General features: G+C 50.8%; 17 protein-coding genes. 4 read left to right on the top strand and 13 right to left on the bottom strand.

Going from position 1 to position 19,201, the window contains the following annotated elements; genetic code table 11:
- Positions 1 to 9: 9 nt before the first annotated feature.
- The 3 genes from C6Y40_RS08580 to C6Y40_RS08570 all read right to left on the bottom strand — a co-directional run bounded on the left by C6Y40_RS08580 (position 10) and on the right by C6Y40_RS08570 (position 1,573).
- On the bottom strand, positions 10 to 318 hold the full coding sequence (locus C6Y40_RS08580) for a BadF/BadG/BcrA/BcrD ATPase family protein (protein ID WP_105934232.1): 309 nt from the start codon (positions 316 to 318) through the stop codon (positions 10 to 12).
- 105 nt (positions 319 to 423) lie between these two features.
- Positions 424 to 834, bottom strand: coding sequence for a chitobiase/beta-hexosaminidase C-terminal domain-containing protein (locus C6Y40_RS08575; RefSeq protein WP_205664757.1), 411 nt, complete (start codon positions 832 to 834; stop codon positions 424 to 426).
- The gene (locus C6Y40_RS08570) at positions 809 to 1,573 is read right to left on the bottom strand and encodes a TonB-dependent receptor plug domain-containing protein (RefSeq protein WP_105934230.1); all 765 of its coding nucleotides are present in this window, start codon (positions 1,571 to 1,573) and stop codon (positions 809 to 811) included. Before C6Y40_RS08570 ends, C6Y40_RS08575 begins: the two co-directional genes overlap by 26 nt.
- A 233-nt stretch (positions 1,574 to 1,806) precedes the next feature.
- Here C6Y40_RS08570 and C6Y40_RS08565 point away from each other — a divergent pair, with 233 nt between their 5' ends.
- Positions 1,807 to 2,829 (top strand): LacI family DNA-binding transcriptional regulator, encoded by a 1,023-nt coding sequence (locus C6Y40_RS08565; RefSeq protein ID WP_105934229.1) that lies wholly within the window; start codon positions 1,807 to 1,809, stop codon positions 2,827 to 2,829.
- Positions 2,830 to 2,834: 5 nt separating this feature from the next.
- Entirely contained in the window at positions 2,835 to 4,322 is a 1,488-nt protein-coding gene (locus C6Y40_RS08560; RefSeq protein ID WP_105934228.1) for a tryptophan halogenase family protein, read from the top strand.
- Positions 4,323 to 4,381: 59 nt separating this feature from the next.
- On the opposite strand, the gene C6Y40_RS08555 is transcribed toward C6Y40_RS08560, so the two are convergent.
- The 7 genes from C6Y40_RS08555 to recG all read right to left on the bottom strand — a co-directional run bounded on the left by C6Y40_RS08555 (position 4,382) and on the right by recG (position 14,478).
- Complete coding sequence (locus tag C6Y40_RS08555) at positions 4,382 to 5,563, bottom strand: BaiN/RdsA family NAD(P)/FAD-dependent oxidoreductase (protein WP_105934227.1); 1,182 nt, start codon at positions 5,561 to 5,563, stop codon at positions 4,382 to 4,384.
- Positions 5,564 to 5,633: 70 nt separating this feature from the next.
- A complete protein-coding gene (locus C6Y40_RS08550) occupies positions 5,634 to 7,235 on the bottom strand; it encodes a carboxylesterase/lipase family protein (RefSeq protein WP_205664756.1) in 1,602 nt (533 codons plus the stop codon).
- 105 nt (positions 7,236 to 7,340) lie between these two features.
- A complete protein-coding gene (locus C6Y40_RS08545; RefSeq protein WP_105934226.1) occupies positions 7,341 to 7,814 on the bottom strand; it encodes a peroxiredoxin in 474 nt (157 codons plus the stop codon).
- 146 nt (positions 7,815 to 7,960) lie between these two features.
- Positions 7,961 to 10,447 carry a S8 family serine peptidase gene (locus C6Y40_RS08540; RefSeq protein WP_105934225.1) on the bottom strand — a complete coding sequence of 829 codons (2,487 nt, stop codon included), beginning with the start codon at positions 10,445 to 10,447 and terminating at the stop codon, positions 7,961 to 7,963.
- A 288-nt stretch (positions 10,448 to 10,735) separates the two neighbouring features.
- Positions 10,736 to 11,404, bottom strand: a complete 669-nt coding sequence (locus tag C6Y40_RS08535; RefSeq protein WP_146129528.1) for a response regulator transcription factor — start codon at positions 11,402 to 11,404, stop codon at positions 10,736 to 10,738.
- Between the two features lie 220 nt (positions 11,405 to 11,624).
- On the bottom strand, positions 11,625 to 12,404 hold the full coding sequence (locus C6Y40_RS08530) for a class I SAM-dependent methyltransferase (protein ID WP_105934262.1): 780 nt from the start codon (positions 12,402 to 12,404) through the stop codon (positions 11,625 to 11,627).
- Positions 12,397 to 14,478, bottom strand: coding sequence for an ATP-dependent DNA helicase RecG (gene recG, locus C6Y40_RS08525; RefSeq protein WP_105934223.1), 2,082 nt, complete (start codon positions 14,476 to 14,478; stop codon positions 12,397 to 12,399). Before recG ends, C6Y40_RS08530 begins: the two co-directional genes overlap by 8 nt.
- A 178-nt stretch (positions 14,479 to 14,656) precedes the next feature.
- Here recG and C6Y40_RS08520 point away from each other — a divergent pair, with 178 nt between their 5' ends.
- Both C6Y40_RS08520 and C6Y40_RS08515 read left to right on the top strand, forming a co-directional pair.
- Entirely contained in the window at positions 14,657 to 15,223 is a 567-nt protein-coding gene (locus C6Y40_RS08520; protein ID WP_105934222.1) for a hypothetical protein, read from the top strand.
- A 42-nt stretch (positions 15,224 to 15,265) separates the two neighbouring features.
- Positions 15,266 to 15,880 carry an FMN-binding negative transcriptional regulator gene (locus C6Y40_RS08515; protein ID WP_105934221.1) on the top strand — a complete coding sequence of 205 codons (615 nt, stop codon included), beginning with the start codon at positions 15,266 to 15,268 and terminating at the stop codon, positions 15,878 to 15,880.
- On the opposite strand, the gene C6Y40_RS08510 is transcribed toward C6Y40_RS08515, so the two are convergent.
- The 3 genes from C6Y40_RS08510 to spoT all read right to left on the bottom strand — a co-directional run bounded on the left by C6Y40_RS08510 (position 15,877) and on the right by spoT (position 19,115).
- The gene (locus tag C6Y40_RS08510) at positions 15,877 to 16,503 is read right to left on the bottom strand and encodes a peroxiredoxin-like family protein (protein WP_240621886.1); all 627 of its coding nucleotides are present in this window, start codon (positions 16,501 to 16,503) and stop codon (positions 15,877 to 15,879) included. The two genes, C6Y40_RS08515 and C6Y40_RS08510, sit on opposite strands and share 4 nt — an antisense overlap.
- 100 nt (positions 16,504 to 16,603) lie before the next feature.
- Positions 16,604 to 16,990, bottom strand: coding sequence for a RidA family protein (locus C6Y40_RS08505; RefSeq protein WP_105934219.1), 387 nt, complete (start codon positions 16,988 to 16,990; stop codon positions 16,604 to 16,606).
- 16 nt (positions 16,991 to 17,006) lie between these two features.
- On the bottom strand, positions 17,007 to 19,115 hold the full coding sequence (gene spoT / locus C6Y40_RS08500; protein ID WP_105934218.1) for a bifunctional GTP diphosphokinase/guanosine-3',5'-bis pyrophosphate 3'-pyrophosphohydrolase: 2,109 nt from the start codon (positions 19,113 to 19,115) through the stop codon (positions 17,007 to 17,009).
- Positions 19,116 to 19,201: the final 86 nt, after the last annotated feature.

The raw sequence follows: 19,201 nt of genomic DNA, 5'->3' as shown, positions 1-19,201 counted from the left end.
CTCCGGATGTTACTGTTTGTTTTGCCAATAAGATTGCGCCCTGTTCCGGGCTGTATGCGCAGGGCTGGCACCGGCAATATTGGCACCGGCAAGGCCCGCACACAACACTATCTGTTCTAGGGCAATATCCAGCCCGCTCTGTTCGATAGCCTGGGCACAGGCCTGACGAATAGACGCTTCAGCCACATCGGCATTGCGCATGATGTTAGCCGGTCCGCTGCTGGCCGTCGCCAGTAACTTGCCGTGCTGATCTTCCAGGCGAACCCGGCAACTGCTCCCCCCGCCATCAACACCAATAAAATACGTGTTACTTTTCATAGCTAATTGTTCTCAACTTGCAGTAGTTGCCCCGGCACCAACTGTCGGAATTACGCCTGTGGGCAGCGATATAAATATAATTGTGGTCTGTCGTCAGCATGCTGATTAGGGTTCCACGGCAATAATTCGGCTGGTGTGAGGGCTGTTAATTAAACGCGCTCGCACAAAATGGATATTGTCTGCCGACACTGCACCAGTATAGGTATGCCAGGTCATGGCATCTGCGCTGTACTCCAATTTTAGATTAGGCATGGCGGCCCGCAGTTCCAATTGGTGGTGTGCGTCGATTTGGTAACCCGGTGGCGGTATGCGGACATTGATATCCGCTTTAACCAGCCGAGAGTAGTGGCGCTTAGCCACCACCTGGGTAAATTCGGAAAAATCGCGATTGAGCGCTGGCAAAAACGCCGCCTGGCTCAGTTTGCCTTCCCACTCAGCCTGATGCCAGGCTCGTTCTGCAAATGCCAGTAAGCGGGGAAAGAGCATATATTCAACGCTGCGCTGATCGCGGGTCAATACGCGGGATGCTGGGGCCAAACCAGCCAAAATCTTCGTTGGTTTCGCGCTGCACGGTACGTTGCTGGAAGCTGGCTGAAACCAGTAATCCAAAAGTGCCGTCATCATTTTTCCAGCTGTATAAGCCAGACAGCGACGGATCGGTGGTTTCTGCGTTATCGCTGTATTGGCCTTCAATTGATACCTGCGAGGTGTTGGCATCAAGGTCCAGCGGTTTACGGGTACGCAAAATTACCGTACCACCCAATGCACCTTCATCTAAATCGGCCTGGGACGATTTGTACACCTCAAGACCAGCAACCATTTCTGAAGCCAGGATCTCAAAGTTAAAGTTACGGGTTGCATCAGACAATACAAACCATTGTGCAGTACCCACTGCCTGGCCATTCAGTAATGTCAGGTTTTGATCGGGCTGTACACCACGGATGGTCACGCCCTGGCCTTCACCGAAATCACGGTCGATGGTGATCCCAGGAATACGTGACGGCGATTCAGCCACGTTTTTATCCGGAAACTTGCCAATATCCTCTGCGGTAATGGCATCCACCACGCTGTCGGAAAAACGCTTGGTGTTAATGTTTTCTTTTTGGCTTGCCCGAATAACACGGATTTCAATAACTTCGGTATTATCCGCGCCTTCCTGTGCAAAGACAGCCGGCGTTGAAGTTGCCGCCACTGCACCTACTGCCAGTGCCAGACGAAGCCCACGAGTTAATTTAGTTATTCTGTGTTTTTGCATCACTCAAGCCCTTGTTCTCACCATAATGACAACGCTGTCATTTTACTCATAAATAAAATGACCGTCGCGTTCACTAGCCAGAATTTGGTTAATGACAACGCTGTCATTGAGTGTTAAGCTACAACAAGGAATTAACCTTTGCAAACATATTTATTTACTATTCGGCGTGAATATTACGTAACCTACTGATAAATACATGCGAAAAATTGTTTAAAAATTATTCTGGAGGCATAATGTCGGCCACAATAAAAAGTGTTGCGGAATACGCCGGTGTATCCATTAAAACCGTTTCCCGGGTTATCAATAACGAAGGCACGGTAAAACCAGACACCCTGGCAAAAGTGCAGCAAGCCATCGACGCACTGGATTATCGGCCGAACAAAGCGGCGCGGGATCTTGCAGGGCGCGATAACTATGTACTCGGTTATGTATACGACAACCCCAATGCCTACTACATTCTGGCTATGCAAAACGGTATTCTTAAGGAGTGTCGGTCCAACGGCTATGAGCTGCTGATCCACCCCTGCGACGCCACCAATCCTGACATTATCGATGAGCTGGTTAACATGGTTAACAGTGCCCGCTTAGCCGGCCTGATCCTGTCTCCCCCGCTATCTGAAATGCCTGATGTCCTGCATGCCATGGACGAAAAAGGCATTCAGTATGTGCGGGTGCTATCGGGCGATAAAGCCCCTGACGACAAGCCTTGCGTGCTGGTAGACGATTACCAGGCTGCCCGCCAAATTACGGGTCACCTGCTCGATCAGGGTCATCGGCGCATTGCGTTTATCGCTGGTGAAAAACAGCACCATTCCACCACCGAACGTCAGCGCGGTTTTTATCAGGCGTTGGCAGATCATGGCATTAAAGCAGACCCGGAGCTTGTGATTGATGGCACCTATTCATTCGGTACCGGTGTGCAAAGTATTCAGCAGCTACTGGCATTGCCTGAGCCGCCCACTGCGCTATTTGCCTGTAACGATGAAATAGCTGCGGGTGCGCTGTTCGGTGCCCGCATGCAAGGTGTAGATGTGCCTGAAGCGCTGGCCATTGCCGGGTTTGAGAACAGCCCGTTTTCAACCCAAACGTTTCCGCCACTCACCACCGCTTCGCAGCCCACAGCGCAAATTGCCCAGCGGGCTACGTCTTCATTAATTCGCTCGCTTCAGGCCCGCAAACGTAAAGCCGAGAACCACACGATTCCAGCTGATATCTTTGTGCCTGAACTGATAGTTCGCGAATCCACCAGCCGGTAGCCATTATGACCAATAGCACTCAACAGCCCGAATCTATCGTTATTGTTGGCGGCGGCACCGCCGGCTGGATGTGTGCAGCGTACCTGGCAGCTAAGTGGAGCCAGCGCTATCGCATTACGCTTATCGAATCGGCGCAAATTGGTACGGTGGGCGTAGGTGAGGGCTCCACGCCTTTTTTGAGACAGTTTTTTGCCGAACTGGGCTGGCAGGAATCCGACTGGATGCCCGCCTGTGATGCTACTTACAAAACGGGAATTGAGTTCAGTAACTGGACCGGTAGCGAACGGTTTAAACGCTATTTTCACCCCTTCTTCAGCGCGCTTGATTTAGACACTGCCGAACACTTTTTTGCTAATTGTAACCAGGTGCGACGGGGCCAGAATGCAGCTGTCCGGCCGGCGCAGTTTTTCTCTGCAGCGACAATGGCAGAAGCGGCAGTAACGCCGGTGAGTACCACTCTGGGCGGCGACATTGATTATGCTTATCACTTTGATGCCGGCAAGCTCGCCAGCTGTTTACGCAGCTTTGCCGTACAGCAGGGGGTAAAGCATCTTACCGGCAATGTACTGAATGTGCAGTGCACTAACGGCCACATTACGCAACTTGAAACCGATTGCAGCGCCCCCCTGACTGCCACACTGTTTATCGATTGCTCAGGCTTTCGCGGACTCCTGATGAAGCAAGGACTTGGACAGTCGTTGCAAAGCTATCAGGATTGCTTATTCAACGACCGCGCCGTGGCTATTCCAACGCCCCATAACCATCCACAGCAGGCTATTACCCCGCAAACCCGATCCGAAGGCCTATCCTGTGGCTGGATGTGGAATATCCCGCTAACCAGTCGGGTTGGCAACGGCTATGTCTACGGCAGCCACTTTTGCTCACCGGAGCAGGCTGAGGCAGAGTTGAGGCAACGTCTCAAGGTTAGCGATGAAACACCAGCCCGCCACCTTACTATGCCCGTGGGCCGCCTACAGGAACACTGGCACGGCAATTGTGTTGCCATTGGCTTAGCTCAGGGGTTCATCGAGCCGCTGGAGGCTACCGCCCTGATGTTGGTGCAATACGGTATTTACCAGTTGTCGAGCCGGCTAGGTGAGCTGGTAACGATTACCAGCCGCACTCAATACAATACGGAAATGAACAGGATGTTCGACGGTATTCGCGATTATATAGTTGCCCATTATTATCTGAATACCCGCAACGATTCACCATACTGGCAAGCCTGTCGAAATGATATCCGCGTGCCGGAAAACCTTACGTTACTGGTCAATGCGTGGGACGGAAAAGGTCAGTTTGAAGACGCTCTGGAGAGTATCGATGAACAATTGGTGTATTTACGCCCTTCCTGGTACTGCATTCTGGCAGGCATGGGGCGATTTAAATCCGAGGCAGTCAACCTCTCTGACCCGGGCGCCGCAGCGGGCATTCAGCAATATTTGACCAGGACTGTTGGTGAGCATTTTAAGGCGCAGTTAATGCCTTCGAGATAGCCTGTCGCCTCAACAGCCTGCTTTACTGTAACAGTTGTCTGTAAACAAACTTCAGATCACTACACATACTGCGCGGCAGCCCAACCGCTACTCCAGGCCCACTGGAAGTTGTAGCCGCCCAACCAGCCGGTGACATCCACCACTTCGCCGATAAAGAATAATTGTTCTACTTTCTTACTCATCATCGTTTTTGATGACAACTCGTCAGTGTCTACGCCGCCAAGAGTCACTTCGGCAGTTCGATAGCCCTCGGTACCGTTGGGATGAATCTGCCAGTCTTCAAAAAATCCAGCGATGGCGTCGGCTTCCTTACTGTTTAACTGTTTAACCGGTTTATTGTCCCAGCGGTTCAGTTCGCAAAAAGTTGCCGCGACCCGTTTGGGGAAGTGTTTTGATAACCAGGTTGTTATTAAAGAATCAGGATTCTTTAATTGCGCTTCCGCCAGACTTTCAGCGATATCGAAGGTAGGTGAAGCATTAATATGCAATATGTCGCCTGGCTGCCAGTAGCTTGATATCTGTAGCATAGCCGGGCCGCTCAATCCCCGGTGAGTAAATAAGGTGTTTTCCCGGAACGTCGTATCATTACAGGTGGCATAGGTATCGATAGCCACCCCGCTGAGTTCAGCCAGTATTGTCTTGTCTTTCTCATGCAGGGTAAAGGGCACCAGGCCTGCCCGGGTGGGTAACACGTTAAGGCCAAATTGCTCCGCCAGTTTATAGCCGAAGGGCGTGGCGCCAAGTTTGGGCAGGCTCAGCCCGCCGGTTGCAACCACCAGGGATGCACACTCGTAGTCGCCCATGGAAGTGGATAAAGCAAAGCCCTCATCGGTTTTGCTCACACTGAGGATCTCACAGCGTGTAGTAATCTCGACATTGGCTTTACGGCACTCACTCACCAGTAAGTTTACGATATCGGCGGCGGATTCGTCGCAAAAAAGCTGACCCAAGGTCTTCTCATGATAGGCAATACCGTATTCCGCCACCAGGGAAATGAAGTCCCACTGGGTGTAGCGGCTAAGCGCTGATTTGCAAAAATGAGGGTTACTGCACAGGTAGTTTTCATGGCTGGCATACATGTTGGTAAAGTTGCAGCGGCCACCGCCAGACATGAGGATTTTACGGCCGATTTTCTTTGCATGATCCAGCACTGCCACACTACGGCCGCGCTTGCCGGCTTCGGCCGCACAGAATAATCCGGCTGCACCTGCCCCAATCACCACTACATCAAACTTATTCAAAACAACACGCTCCTCTCCTGACCGGCGTATTATAGGTCAGGAGAAGCGTGGTTAATATGGTTTAGCTGATTTAATTGCCTTGCTCAACCGCAGCTTTAACGACATCCAGCCGGGCCTTCCATGGATCGGTACCGTGCTCCATTTTGCCATTGCGGGTCATATTCAGAATATTGCTTTGTGCCGGGTCGTAAGCCTGCCAGTCTGCTGCTCCAGCACTCACTGGCTGGCCTTTTTTGGCAAAACTCACAATATACTGATGAATGGTTTCAGCAGCCGCTGCATCCTGTTCGGTTAAGGCATCACCATACTTGGCTGCTACCGTATTAAAGAAAAACGGGATATCTGAAGCATGGGGGGCGCCCGGACTATCATTACTCTGGGCAACAGTACCAAACCGGTAATAGAAAGCTCGCTGACCATGTCCGGTCATCTGCTCTGCCACAAACCTTGCCGGTTCCTGCATGCTGCGGTCCTGCCCTACCGAATAGCCCACCGCCTGGAACGGTACATCACCGGTGGGATCGTAAACTTCACGAGCTTCATCGGCGTAAGGGCCGAAAGAAGCGAACAGTCCGTCTTTGTCTTTGAACATATTAAAACCAATGTCGAGACTGGTTGCGCCTACCATCACATCCACCTTCGCCACGTTGCCATCGCGAAGGGCATCTTCGGTAGTTGCCGTAATAATTTCACCATCCTGCATCGGTCCACCCGCCCAGGTTGGCTTGTCTGTAGGTGTGGGGTTAAATAATGCGGCCAGGTTAAATCCATCAACGATATCTTCCGGGCTTAGCTCCCGCAGAGCAGCCAGGGCTTCGGCGTCGGTACCGGTAATGCCGTGTTTTTCGGCATAATTGAGGCCATACTGTTCCCCAGCCAGAGACGCCGGCGTTGGCTCACTGACCTTGCGATTACCAAACAGTGAACGACCACCGCCAGACATGATAATCGCCCGATCAAACAGCCCTCTGACCTGCTTTGCCTGCATCATGGCATGTACCGAGCCACCACCGGCTGATTCGCCCATAATGGTAACGTTATTCACATCGCCACCAAAGGCAGCAATGTTTTCGTTTACCCATTTCAGCGCTGCGATTTGGTCCATGTACGCGTAGTTAGCCAGCATATCGCCAGAGGCTTTGGCTTCTGCCGTAAGCGCCGGATGGGCAAAGAAACCAAAGCGTCCCAGACGGTAGTTAAAGCTCACAAATATCACACCGTTTTTGGCGAATTCGCTGCCATCATAAACCGCTGGAGACGCGCCGCCGTTAACAAAGCCACCACCGTAGATCCACACCAGTACCGGCGTTGAACCATCGGCATCTTTAGGTGCCCAGACATTAGCGTACAGGCAATCTTCTGCCGGTGTTTTACCCAGTGGCGCAGCGTCGCTGGGGAAAGGCAGCTGCATGCAATCGTTACCGTAATCGGTGGTCTCCTTCACTCCGTTCCATGGCGTTACCGGTTGTGGTGGACGCCAGCGCAACTCACCAACAGGCGGCGCGGCAAAAGGAATGCCCTTGTAAGTCACCAGTTGTTCCGTAACGGTGCCTTTTATTTTGCCGCCGGTTACTTCAACTTCCCCGGGAGTATTTGCAGCAGAGCAGGCAAATAACCCCATTAATGAACCCAACACAATCAGGCCATACTTTTGTACTGAACTACGGAACATCTTCGCATCCTGTGAAACCTAAAAATGAGCGGTGCAGATAATCTAATGGTTACCTGTCACCGCCAGCAGAGACCGGCGCGCTGTCAGCACACCGGGGAAACAGCGTTATAAGCTTTTCAGCATCGATTCGGCGTCACTCACTTCAAAGCGACCTGGATCCTCAACATTCAGTTTTACCACTTCACCGTCTTCCACCAGCATGGAATAACGTACCGAGCGGATACCGCCAAAATCACTGGTGTTCATGTCAAGGCCAATGCTTTTAGTAAAAAACGCATTGCCATCGGCAACCATCAGAATTTCATTGGCATTAGCAGATTTGCCCCAGGCATTCATCACGTAGGCGTCGTTCACACTTAAGCAAATAATACTATCCACGCCCTTAGCTTTAATTTTATCTGCCAGAGCAACATAACCAGGTAAATGTGCTTCAGAGCAGGTTGGTGTAAATGCACCCGGTACTGCGAAGAGGACTACGCGTTTACCGCTGAATAGTTCATTAGTATGCGGACTGGTCATTTTGCCGTCTTTCATCAATCCAAACGTCACTTCCGGCAGGGTGCTACCCACATCAATCATGTTGTTCTCCCAGAGAAATTATATAATTAACAGCAAGCTGTCTTAGGTAAATTATCCTTTAACTATAACAGTATCTGTAAATTGTGAAATAAAAAAGCCCCCGAGTTACGGAGGCTTATTATTTTAGACAGACTTATCTGACGAATTTAAAAACTCACCGTCATTTCGTCTGAACAACCACGGTCGTCACAGATCTGATAAGTAAATTCGGTATCGGTAACATTACGGGCAACATCACGATAACGGCCGTTATTGGCTACAGTGGCAACTACCACACCATTGCGAATAATATCCACAGTTGGTGCAGGTGTTGGGCGCCAGGTCAGGAAAGTCACCAGCGTACCATTTGGTCGTAATACTGAGCGACGAATGTCAGCGATAATAAAGGCATCTGCCGGCTCACTTACCGTTACGGAGTCTGAATAGGTGTCAGACTGACCTTCTGAGTCAGTAACCGTTAATGAAACACTGTAAGTACCTTCTGCCGCATAGGTATACACCGGACTCATTGCAGAAGAACTTCCGCCATCACCAAAGCTCCAGTCCCAGCTAACAATGTCATCGTCTGTGTCGGTACTGGTATCAGTAAAGGTGGCGGTTAGCTCATCTGTACTGACCTCAAATCCTGCAACCGGCGGCGCGTTGGTGACTTCACCCAGAGCCTGGAAGCTCAATGACCAGTTGTTCAGCGTCCCTAAATCCTGGCCGGCATTATCAGTAATTGATAATACCCAGTCGCCATTCATCATTTCACCGTTGAAGCTGTCGACTGAATAGGTTGCAACAATATCATCATCACTGCTGCCTGAGCGGTTATGCAGATTAACGGTGGTACCAGACGGCGAAGTCAGATCGACAATCAGATCGCCAATCCAGGTGTGCGTGATATCAACACTCACCTCTGTACCAAACACCGTATAAGGGTCGGCTACGGTGATGGTGGATGTAATACCTGTCGAATCATTATCCGGGATTGAGACGGGTGTGTTATTAGAATAAGTGACGTCAATCAGGCCCGCTGGTAACACGGTTAAGTTAACAGTTTGCGAGCGTTCAATGTCATCACTCACCGCAGTCACCACATACTGATAATCGCCCCATGGAGTATCGTCAGCCGTTGGCGTAAATAGTGTCACTTCGTCACCAGGCATCGCCGTGGTGGAAGAGAAGCTCGCTCCGCCCAGAGGATCTGTTACCGAGAAGGTCACTTCACCCGACCAGTCCGCAATAGAGCTGATAGAAAAAACGAACTCTGCGGTATCGCCCGCCGTGACTTCCATTGTCGAATCATCAACACCTAAGCCAAAGCTAGGTTGAGGGTCTGCACCAAGCAATGCGTTGTACACGTTAAGGCGTTTTCCTGAAACCGTTCTTCCGGTCAGGAAGGTATTATCATCACCGGTTTCCATGAGCAGCGTTTTTACTTCTACCGCAGAAAGCGTAGGATTAACCGACCAAACCAGTGCTGCAGCACCTGCAACGTGAGGTGTGGCCATAGAAGTGCCAGAAGCGTAAACGTAGCCATCATCTACATAGGTTGAGCCGATATCTGTGCCCGGTGCCCCCATGTCGACCGACACCAGGCCATAGGAATACCCTGAATCACCATCGTTATGGTTGGTACTGGCAACCGCTAATACGTTATCTACCTCATAGCTGGATGGATAGTGCGGGCTGTTATCGTTATTCACTCCATCGTTACCGGCTGCTGCCACAAACAGAATGTCAGCATCAGCGGCAGCCTGAATGGAGGCCTCAAGCGCACCACTAAACGAGCCACCACCCCAACTATTGTTGAGGGCTTTAATGTTAACGCCATCTTCTTTCAGTGCCACCATGTAATCAATACAGGCAATGGCCCCTTCCGTAGAACCAAAGCCATCTGCAGCAAGGAATTTACAGCCAACGATAGAGACATCGTGGTTCACCCCAACAACGCCGATACTGTTATTCCCCTCTGCACCAATAGTACCCGAAACATGAGTACCATGGCCCTGATCATCGTAGGGGTCGGAGTCGCCGTTTACGGTATCAATACCGTAAATATCATCAACGTAACCGTTACCGTCGTCATCAATGCCATTACCCGCGATTTCGCCGGGGTTCATCCACATATTGTTAACCAAATCAGGGTGGTCATACTGCACACCGGTGTCGATCACACCCACGACTACGTCGCTGCTACCGGTTGAAATATCCCATGCTTCTGCAGCGTCGATATCGGCATCAGGTGTACCACCTGTCTGACCGGTATTATTCATGGCATAGAGCAACTCATAAAATTCGTCGTTAGGGGTTGCGTCAATAGACCAGATAAAGTTTGGCTCAGCAATGGCAATGGCTGGGTTAGCTTGCAGTTTATTAATGGCATCTTTAACCGACATGCCTTGCAGCTGAAATTTAGCAATTCGACCCTTCAGTAAATGACTGAACTTGTCGTCTCTCCCATCTGCATTCATGTCAGCGATGCTGGCGCCAACCAGGGCGCGTGCCGACAGCTTGTCGGCAGAGGTAGCGGATTCTTTATAAACAACAATAATAGAATCGTCCTTGAACTTTACAGTTTCTGCAGCAGCACTAAAGCCCAACGCGGGCAGCATGGCCAACGTTAATGCGGTAAGTTTTGTTTTCATAATTATGCTTCCAACAATAAAAAAACGCTTACTGGGTAAGCGTGATAGGTTCCTTCGAATCGATTGTGAAACTGCGACAATCCACCTTCATTTTTGGCACAAGCCATAGGGGATTGCTAGCGAGGAAGAGTAATTTACAAAAAATGTACTAGTTATCTGCGCTGCTTATTTTTTAACTAGTACCTTTATACTAGAGCCGCCATCAAACAGGCGTCAGGGAGTCAGCTTTGCAACCCCATGGAAGAAGTAACACTCGGAGAAAAAGCCAGATTAAATTGGGAAGTGGGATTAGCCGAAAACACTGCTCGACCAGGCAACAAGCTCAACCCGGTTACGCGAGTTGGTTTTACGAAAGATGCTGTAAATGTGAGTTTTAACCGTATTCACACTAATGTGCAGGGTATCGGCAATCTCCTGATTCTGTGCCCCTTTGGAAACGAGCAGCAGGATATTCTTTTCCCGTTTGGTTAAACCCGCCTGCTGAACCATTTGCTGTACTTCCATATTCTGAATGGCGGCAGCCGGATCGCTCTTATCACGCAGCTGGCGGAAGGCGCGATTAATGGTATCGCGCTTAAACCAGACATCGAACTTATTTAAACGATGGATGCCTTTCAGCAAAAGCTCTGGCTTGTCGGTGGTGTAAAAAACCCCTTCGGCACCAGCCATTAACAGCGTGAGCTCATCAACGGAGCCCGGCGAAACATTGAAAAACACCCAACGGCCGCTGCGGGTACAGCAGCTTAAAAGCTCACATAAATTAGCCGTTAACCGAATATCAATAAAAATCAATTGTGCTGGTTCGGCGTTAGCAGGCAGGCTCTCAACACCTTCCACACAGGCAGTAACATAGCCGCAGGCTTCCACTAGCTGCTTTAATAAGCAGTTAGGAGCCGCTATAGCACTACAATTGTCGGGTACCACAAAGCACACCGAATTCGTATTCGTTACAGTCAATGCAATTCTCCAGAAATCCTTTGGCTTTTGCAGATAACGAGGTTGAGAGTTGTGAATTTGCTCAGGCCTGCCGAGTTACTTCCTTTCGACATTTGAGCAAATCGTATACTTACTATACCGGTTAACAGCTAAATGTACATCCTTTGTACAGCAAAAATTACAATACCAATATAGCTATTTCGGTATACAAATCAACATTTTGAATATTATCAGGACGGCTTTATACGTTTTTGATGTACACATCGAAGCGATGTTTCTTACTGGCGATTGCCATAGAAGGTTTATGATTGGCCAGCAGTGGTGCACTGTTAGGGCGCTTTACCACCACCCTCTTTGCGGCTGCATGAAGCGCTGCAGGTAAAAGCAAATCGGCATCTTCATCGGCGCCGAGCATCAGCTGGAACAGGCGCATTTCCTTTTTTACCAATGCCGACTTTTTGCGGTGGGGGAACATGGGGTCAAGATACACTGCATCCACGCTACCCGCTGCCAGTTGCTGCATGTAATCGCAGCTGTTGGCATGGTATAGCACAAATTGTTTGGCCAGCTCTGGTTCCTGCACGGCGAGACGACGCAGGCCATCTGCTAACAACAAATAAGCCACCGGTGAGCGCTCAATCATAATTACATTGGCCCCCAGTGCGGCCAGAACAAATGCATCCCGCCCCAGCCCCGGCGTAGCATCCAGAACGGTAAGTGGTTGGTTGGCTTTTATGCCCACGGCTTTAGCCACCGGCTCTTTACTGCCACCACCGTGCTGGCGCCGATACTGACTTTGGCCTGACAGAAAATCCACATTCACGCCGTTACTGTTGGCCACCGTCAAATCCATTAACTGCAGGGTCTCGTCAACGATCTCCAAAACCAGCGACTGCTCGCCTGAATCCTCACTCTCGGGTTTGACACCCACCGAACTGGTCAGCGAGATTAGCTGCTGCTCAATCTCAGAGGGCGCAGCCAGTTGCTGCCCTGAAAGCCTTAAATACGGTAACTCAGGCATGGCCATAATGCTCCTTCTGCCCTATCCAGCGATTAATTATGGCCTGCGCCCGGGCCGGGTATTCTGCCCACAGGCGGTTGGCTATCTCCTGCACTTGTGGAATAAGCGGCGCGTCGCGCACAATATCGGCAATTTTCAATTCAGCGATGCCGGTTTGGCGAGTGCCCATCAGCTCCCCCGGGCCTCTGATTTCAAGGTCTTGCTGGGCGATATAAAACCCGTCATTCGACTCACGCAACACCGCCAGGCGCTTAGTGGCCGTTTTTGACAGGGGGCTTTGATACATGAGCACGCAGTGACTTTCCACCGCGCCCCGGCCAACCCGGCCCCGTAACTGATGAAGTTGAGCCAGTCCCAGCCGTTCCGGGTTTTCAATAATCATTAAGCTGGCATTGGGCACATCCACGCCCACTTCAATCACTGTGGTAGCCACCAGTAAGTCCAGTTCACCAGACTTAAAAGCGCCCATGATTTGTTGTTTTTCCGCAGCTTTTAACCGACCGTGTACCAGGCCTATTTTCAGGTCGGGCAGGGCGGTTTGTAAAATAACGGCCGTATCTTCAGCCGCCTGACACTGCAACACTTCAGACTCATCAATAAGCGTACACACCCAGTAAGCCTGACGCCCATGCTGCTGACAAGCCTCGCGCACCCGCGCAATCACATCCGCGCGGCGGGAGTCAGGCAAAGCCACGGTTTTTACTGGTGTACGCCCGGGCGGTAGTTCGTCAATAATTGAGGTATCCAGGTCTGCATAAGCCGTCATGGCCAGCGTGCGGGGAATAGGGGTGGCGGTCATAATTAACTGATGGGGAAAACGCCCCTGCAGCTCGCCTTTTTCACGCAGCGCCAACCGCTGATGTACGCCAAAACGATGCTGCTCATCAACAATCACCAGCGCCAGCTGATCATAGGTTACCTGCTCCTGAAAAATAGCATGGGTGCCCACCAGCATTTGCACCTCACCACTTGCCAGACGCCCCAGCACTTCAGCGCGCTGCTTGCCTTTTAATTTACCGGCCAGCCAGCCCACTTCAATGCCTAGCGGTGCCAGCCAGTCCCGGAAGTTATTGGCATGTTGTTCTGCTAACAGTTCGGTGGGCGCCATGAGCGCGACCTGATAACCGCCGCCGATGGCCGATAGCGCTGCCAGTGCGGCAACCAGGGTTTTACCAGAACCTACGTCACCCTGTACCAGCCGCATCATGGGTCGGCTGCGCGCCATGTCCTGCTGAATATCGGCGGTTACCCGTTGCTGGGCCCCTGTGGGGGTAAATGGCAGGGCGGCAAGTAATTTATCCACCAGTGCATGATCAACGTTTATGGCAATGCCCGGCTGCGCGTCGCTTTGCTGACGTACTTTTAGCACACTTAAATGCTGGGCCAGCAGCTCTTCCAGGATCAGGCGCATTTGCGCCGGGTGCTCGCCGTTTTCGAGCTCCTGTAGCGCCACGTCTGGCGGCGGACGATGCACCAGGGTGAGCGCTTCTTTGAGGCTCACCTGTTGCTGATACATGCCGTCGGGTAATAAGTCGGTCAGGCCGCCCTTGTTGAGAATTGCCAGCGCCTGATCGGTAAGGTTGCGTAAGGTAAGCTGTTTTACGCCTTCGGTAGTCGGATAGACCGGAGTGAGGGTTTCTTCCATGGGCGCGGCATCTTCTTCAATCAGCATAAATTCAGGGTGCATCATTTCGAGCCCCCATTTACCGGTGCGCACTTCACCAAAGGCGCGGATCTGATTGCCGGGCGACATCATGGTTCGCTGCAAGGCGCCAAAATGAAAAAATCGCAGCGTAATGGTACCGGTACCATCGGAGAGTTTCACTACCAGCATGCGCTTTTTGCCGTACTGGATATCGGCCGATTTAACTTTACCAAGAATACTGACGTGCGTGAAAGGCAAGCAATCGCCAATAGGATAGATACGGGTGCGGTCTTCATAACGTGCAGGCAGATGAAAGAGCACATCCTGCACAGTTACCAGATTAATTTTTGCCAGTTTCTCCGCCACCTTGGCCCCCACCCCTTTTAATTGGGTAATGGGCATGGTGGCAAGAGGCTGTTCAGACCGCATGTGAGTGTCATTCCTTACTTTTAGGAGCATAGTAAATCAAGCGCTTAGGCATTGCGAGCATCAATCATGCTAGGCCCGGTTGCGCCGCGGGGCTACTACTTTAATTGGCCTAAAGTACCCTTTCGCCACAACACCCTCGGTCTATAGTTAATAAACCATTAACTTTTCGGATATCGCCATGAAGCTGATCTCCCTTGCCACACTGCTATTGGCGCTGACCGGCTTTAGCGACTCAGTCACCTCAGCGCAGACCAATAACCCGCTCTCAGGTGAGAAACGCATTATATTAAAAGGCAACAAGGGCGAGCAACTGGACATCGGCAGTGTCACCTTCGTACCCGGTGCTAAAGGGATCCACTACACTCTCACCATCGACCACGGACACTTTACCGATTATTTTTTGTCGATGAAGGAAATGAAATGCCTGGAAGGCCCTGAGCTGTGGTGTCATCTGCCTTATCCCTACGAACAACCGCGTACGGTGAGTGCTGAGGATTTTAGCTGGCTGGCTCACGATCTGCTATTTATGTACAAGAAAAAAGGCGAGTTTGGCGCTAACTTCTGGAACGGTATCTACTATGAGATGTCACTTGATAATGGCCGGATCGCCGGCGTGGCACAGGCGGTGGACTTAAATCAGCTCGCGGCGCCGCCGGATGATCTCACTACACTACCTTTTGGCGAATTTGAACGCACCGACATTGAGCCTCAGCCGCGTTTTTTACCCTTTGTGGAAATTCGCTGATCACGTATTATCAAAGGCTAACCCTGATGTCTGAGAGTCTTTATGTTTGTCCCGTCGGCTTTTTCTTTTACCGATACCAAAACCCAGTTAGCTTTTATTAAAGCGCACCCTTTCGCGCTGATAACTACGCCCGACCTGCAAACAACCCATGCACCGCTGCTGGTAAGGCAAGAAGGTGACAAACTTGTTATGACAGGCCATATGGCCCGCGCCAACCCACACTGGAAGACATTGGATAACACTCCGGTAGTTGCCGTGTTCAGCGGCCCTCACGCCTATATCTCACCCACGTGGTACGCCAGCGAACCCAATGTACCCACCTGGAATTATGTGGCGGTACACGCCAAAGGCACGGTAAGTATTATGGATGATGAAGCGTTACCCGCAGCGCTTAACGAGCTCATGCAGGCATTTGAGCCGGATTACAACCCCGACACGCTCAAGACATCACTCATCGATTACCAGCAAAAACTGATCCGCGGTATTGTTGGCATTGAGATTAAGATAGACAGCTTGCAGGGTGTACACAAACTCGGCCAGCACAAAAAAGCCGCCGATATGGCCGGGGTTTGTGAAGGACTGAAGAACAGTGGTGATCACGAATCACTGGCGCTGCTCGACTACATGCAGCGCCATGATATTGGTTACGCAGATTAACGCTCGCTGGCGAGAACTTCAGCCACTGATAAAATCAGTTTAGCCGAAGGGCGCACTTTAAAATCAGGGTTTACATAAGTGAACTCGATAAGCCCCTGTTGATTTACTATGAATATGCCTGGTGCCGGTAAGACTGGCGTGCCGGTGTTGTCTTTGGTCAGTTCGATATTATAGTCGTCGTACTTTTTCGCAGTGGCATCATCCACGTAAAAGCCAATGCCGAATTCACGCAGGGCATCCAGTTTAACGTCTGACAGTTGCTGAACTTTCATTTCGGTTTCGAGTTCCTGAGATTGCAGCGCTGCCGGCGTTTGCGGTGAAATCGCGAGGATTTGGTAGCCTAATTCCAGCAATTGGTCTTCAATTGTCTGTAGCTCGCCAAACTGACGATTACAGTAAGGGCACCAGCCACCACGATAAAACAGAATGATGGCGGGTTTATTCATGGTCAGCGCATTCAGGCTTACCGGACTACCATCCGGAAATTGCAGGGTTACAGCCGGCACTTTCATACCATTTAGCAGCGGGGTAACGGAGTTAGCCTCAGGTGCTAACTGTTTGGCAGAAACACCCAGTGGCAGCAATATACACAGCAGGATAAAGAAAAACTTTTGTCGCATCATTGTTCTCGTTAAATAAGCATTAGAAACCAAAAAGACCCGCAAGCGGGTCTTTTTCTTTCAGTACCATTTTATCTAAGCTATCAATGGCTGCTGACAGCTATCACTCCGGCAGTTCCATCACGCCGTCGATTTCTATTTGAGCGCCTTTAGGTAACTCTTTAATACCAATTGCTGCGCGTGCAGGATAAGGCTTGGCAAAGTACTTAGACATAATTTCGTTTACCGTGGCGAAATGGCCAAGGTCAAGTAAGTAAATGTTTACTTTCACCAGATCATTAGTGGTACCGCCAGCAGCTTCACACACGGCTTTGATATTCTCGAACACCTGAGTGGCCTGCTCGGCAAAATCCTGGGATACCAGTTCCATCGTGGCTGGTACTAATGGGATCTGACCAGACAAGTACACAGTAGTGCCGGCTTTGACCGCCTGACTGTATGTACCAATTGCAGCTGGCGCGTTATCAGTTTGAATAATCGACTTTGCCATGATGAGTCCTTCTCAATTAATGATGTCGCGACTGGCTGTGTCGCGACACCCGTTGTACCTCCGGCATGATGCGGATCTTACGCATGACGTTGGCCAGATGTACGCGGTTATAAGTGGTTAATTCAAGATCTACAAAGTAGATATTGCTTTCTTTTTCCTCGGTTTGCAGCCCAATAATGTTTGAGTCGCACGAGGCTATGTTATTGGTCAGTGTAGCCAGTGTACCCTGATGATTAAACAGCTCAATACGTAATGACGCTTTAAACTCGCCCTGAGGCTCTTCATCCCAGGTCATTTGCAGTACCCGCTGGGGCTCTTCTTTAGCCAGCTTACGGATATTCGGGCAACCATTCTGGTGAATGGTCATGCCTTTACCCGGGCTCAACACCGAAACGATTTCATCATCCGGGATGGGGTGACAGCATCGTGCGTAGGTTACCAGCAGGCCTTCCGTGCCACGGATGGCCACATTGCCTTTCTTATCCGGAATATCTTCGTTCTCGCCCAACAGACGACGAGCCACAATAGCGCTTAATTCATTACCCAGGCCAATATCCACCAGCAAGTCCTCAAAGGATTCGTGCTTGGTTTCAGCGACCACGCGGTCTACCGACTCCTGGCTGATATCGTCCAGTTTTACCGCGCCCAGGGCGTGGCGTAACAGGCGGTTACCCATAGTCAGGGCTTCCTGAGAACGCTGTTTTCGCAGGTATTGGCGAATGCGCGTACGTGCTCTGGCACTAACCACAAAGTTCAGCCAGTTAGCATTTGGCTTAGCTCGTGGTGAGGTAATGATTTCCACCGTCTGACCATTTTGCAGCGGCTTGCTTAAACTGTAATTACGGCGCTCTACCCGCACACCTACGCAGGTATTACCAATATCAGAATGCACCGCATAAGCAAAATCCACTGCCGTAGCACCGGCAGGCAATTCGATAATCCGCCCGTCCGGAGTAAATACGTAAATTTCATCCGGGAACAGGTCGGTCTTAACGCTTTCGATAAACTCAAAGGACGAACTGGCGCTTTGCTGCAGTTCCAGCAGCGACTGCATCCATTTACGGGCCCGCAGCTGGGCGGTAGTGCCATCACTGGATTCTTTGTACATCCAGTGGGCAGCAACCCCTTTATCGGCCATTTGGTCCATGGCCTGGGTGCGGATCTGCACCTCCACCGGAATACCGTGGGGACCTACCAAAGAGGTATGCAACGACTGATAGCCATTAGTGCGTGGAATCGCGATATAGTCTTTAAAGCGCGTTTCAATGGGCTTGTACAGCCCGTGCATAGCACCGAGTGAGCGATAGCAGTCGTCCACCGAATTTACCACAATGCGAAAGGCATAGATGTCCATGACTTCGTTGAACATCTTCTCTTTGTTCTTCATTTTGCGGTAAATCGAATAGAGATGCTTTTCGCGGCCCACTACGGTGGCTTCAATATTGTAGCCTTCCAGGCGAGTGCCCAGTTCCTGGCGAATATTCTCGATGATTTCCTTACGATTGCCCCGCGCTTGTTTCACCGCTGACTTCAGGGCACGGTGACGCATGGGGTACATGGCCTGGAAGCCAAGATCTTCCAGTTCATTTTTAATATCGTGAATACCCAGACGATGGGCTATAGGCGAATAGATTTCCAGGGTTTCCAGCGCGATACGACGACGCTTATCCGGGCGTAGCGAGCCCAGGGTACGCATGTTGTGCGTGCGGTCGGCCAGTTTTATCAGGATAACGCGAATATCCTGCACCATGGCCATCATCATTTTGCGAAAGTTTTCGGCCTGGGCCTCCTGCTTACTGCTAAAGGCAATCTTATCGAGCTTACTGACGCCTTCCACCAAATCAGCCACCGTATCGCCAAAGGCTTCGGCCAGATCTTCCTGACTGTAGTGGGTATCTTCAATAACGTCGTGCAGGAGCGCCGCCATGAGGGTTTCATGATCGAGGTGCATATCAGCCAGAATGCTGGTTACCGCAACCGGGTGGGTGATGTACGGATCACCACTTGATCGCATCTGACCATCATGGGCTTCATGTGCCAATACAAAAGCTTCCTGAACGAGCTGAACCCGTTCTGGCGGCAGGTATTCGGCGATCTTTTGTTTTAACCCTTCAAACAGATACACGTGTGTAGCGTATTTCCAATAATTTCAAGCGTTTTTCAAGAATACGGTGAAACGCGTCGGTTTCCAACGAAAAACGCCAGTGTTTC

This window comes from Marisediminitalea alba (assembly GCF_002993365.1).
GTDB classification, from domain to species: domain Bacteria; phylum Pseudomonadota; class Gammaproteobacteria; order Enterobacterales; family Alteromonadaceae; genus Alteromonas; species Alteromonas alba.
This window is presented reverse-complemented; position numbering and strand designations above follow the sequence as displayed.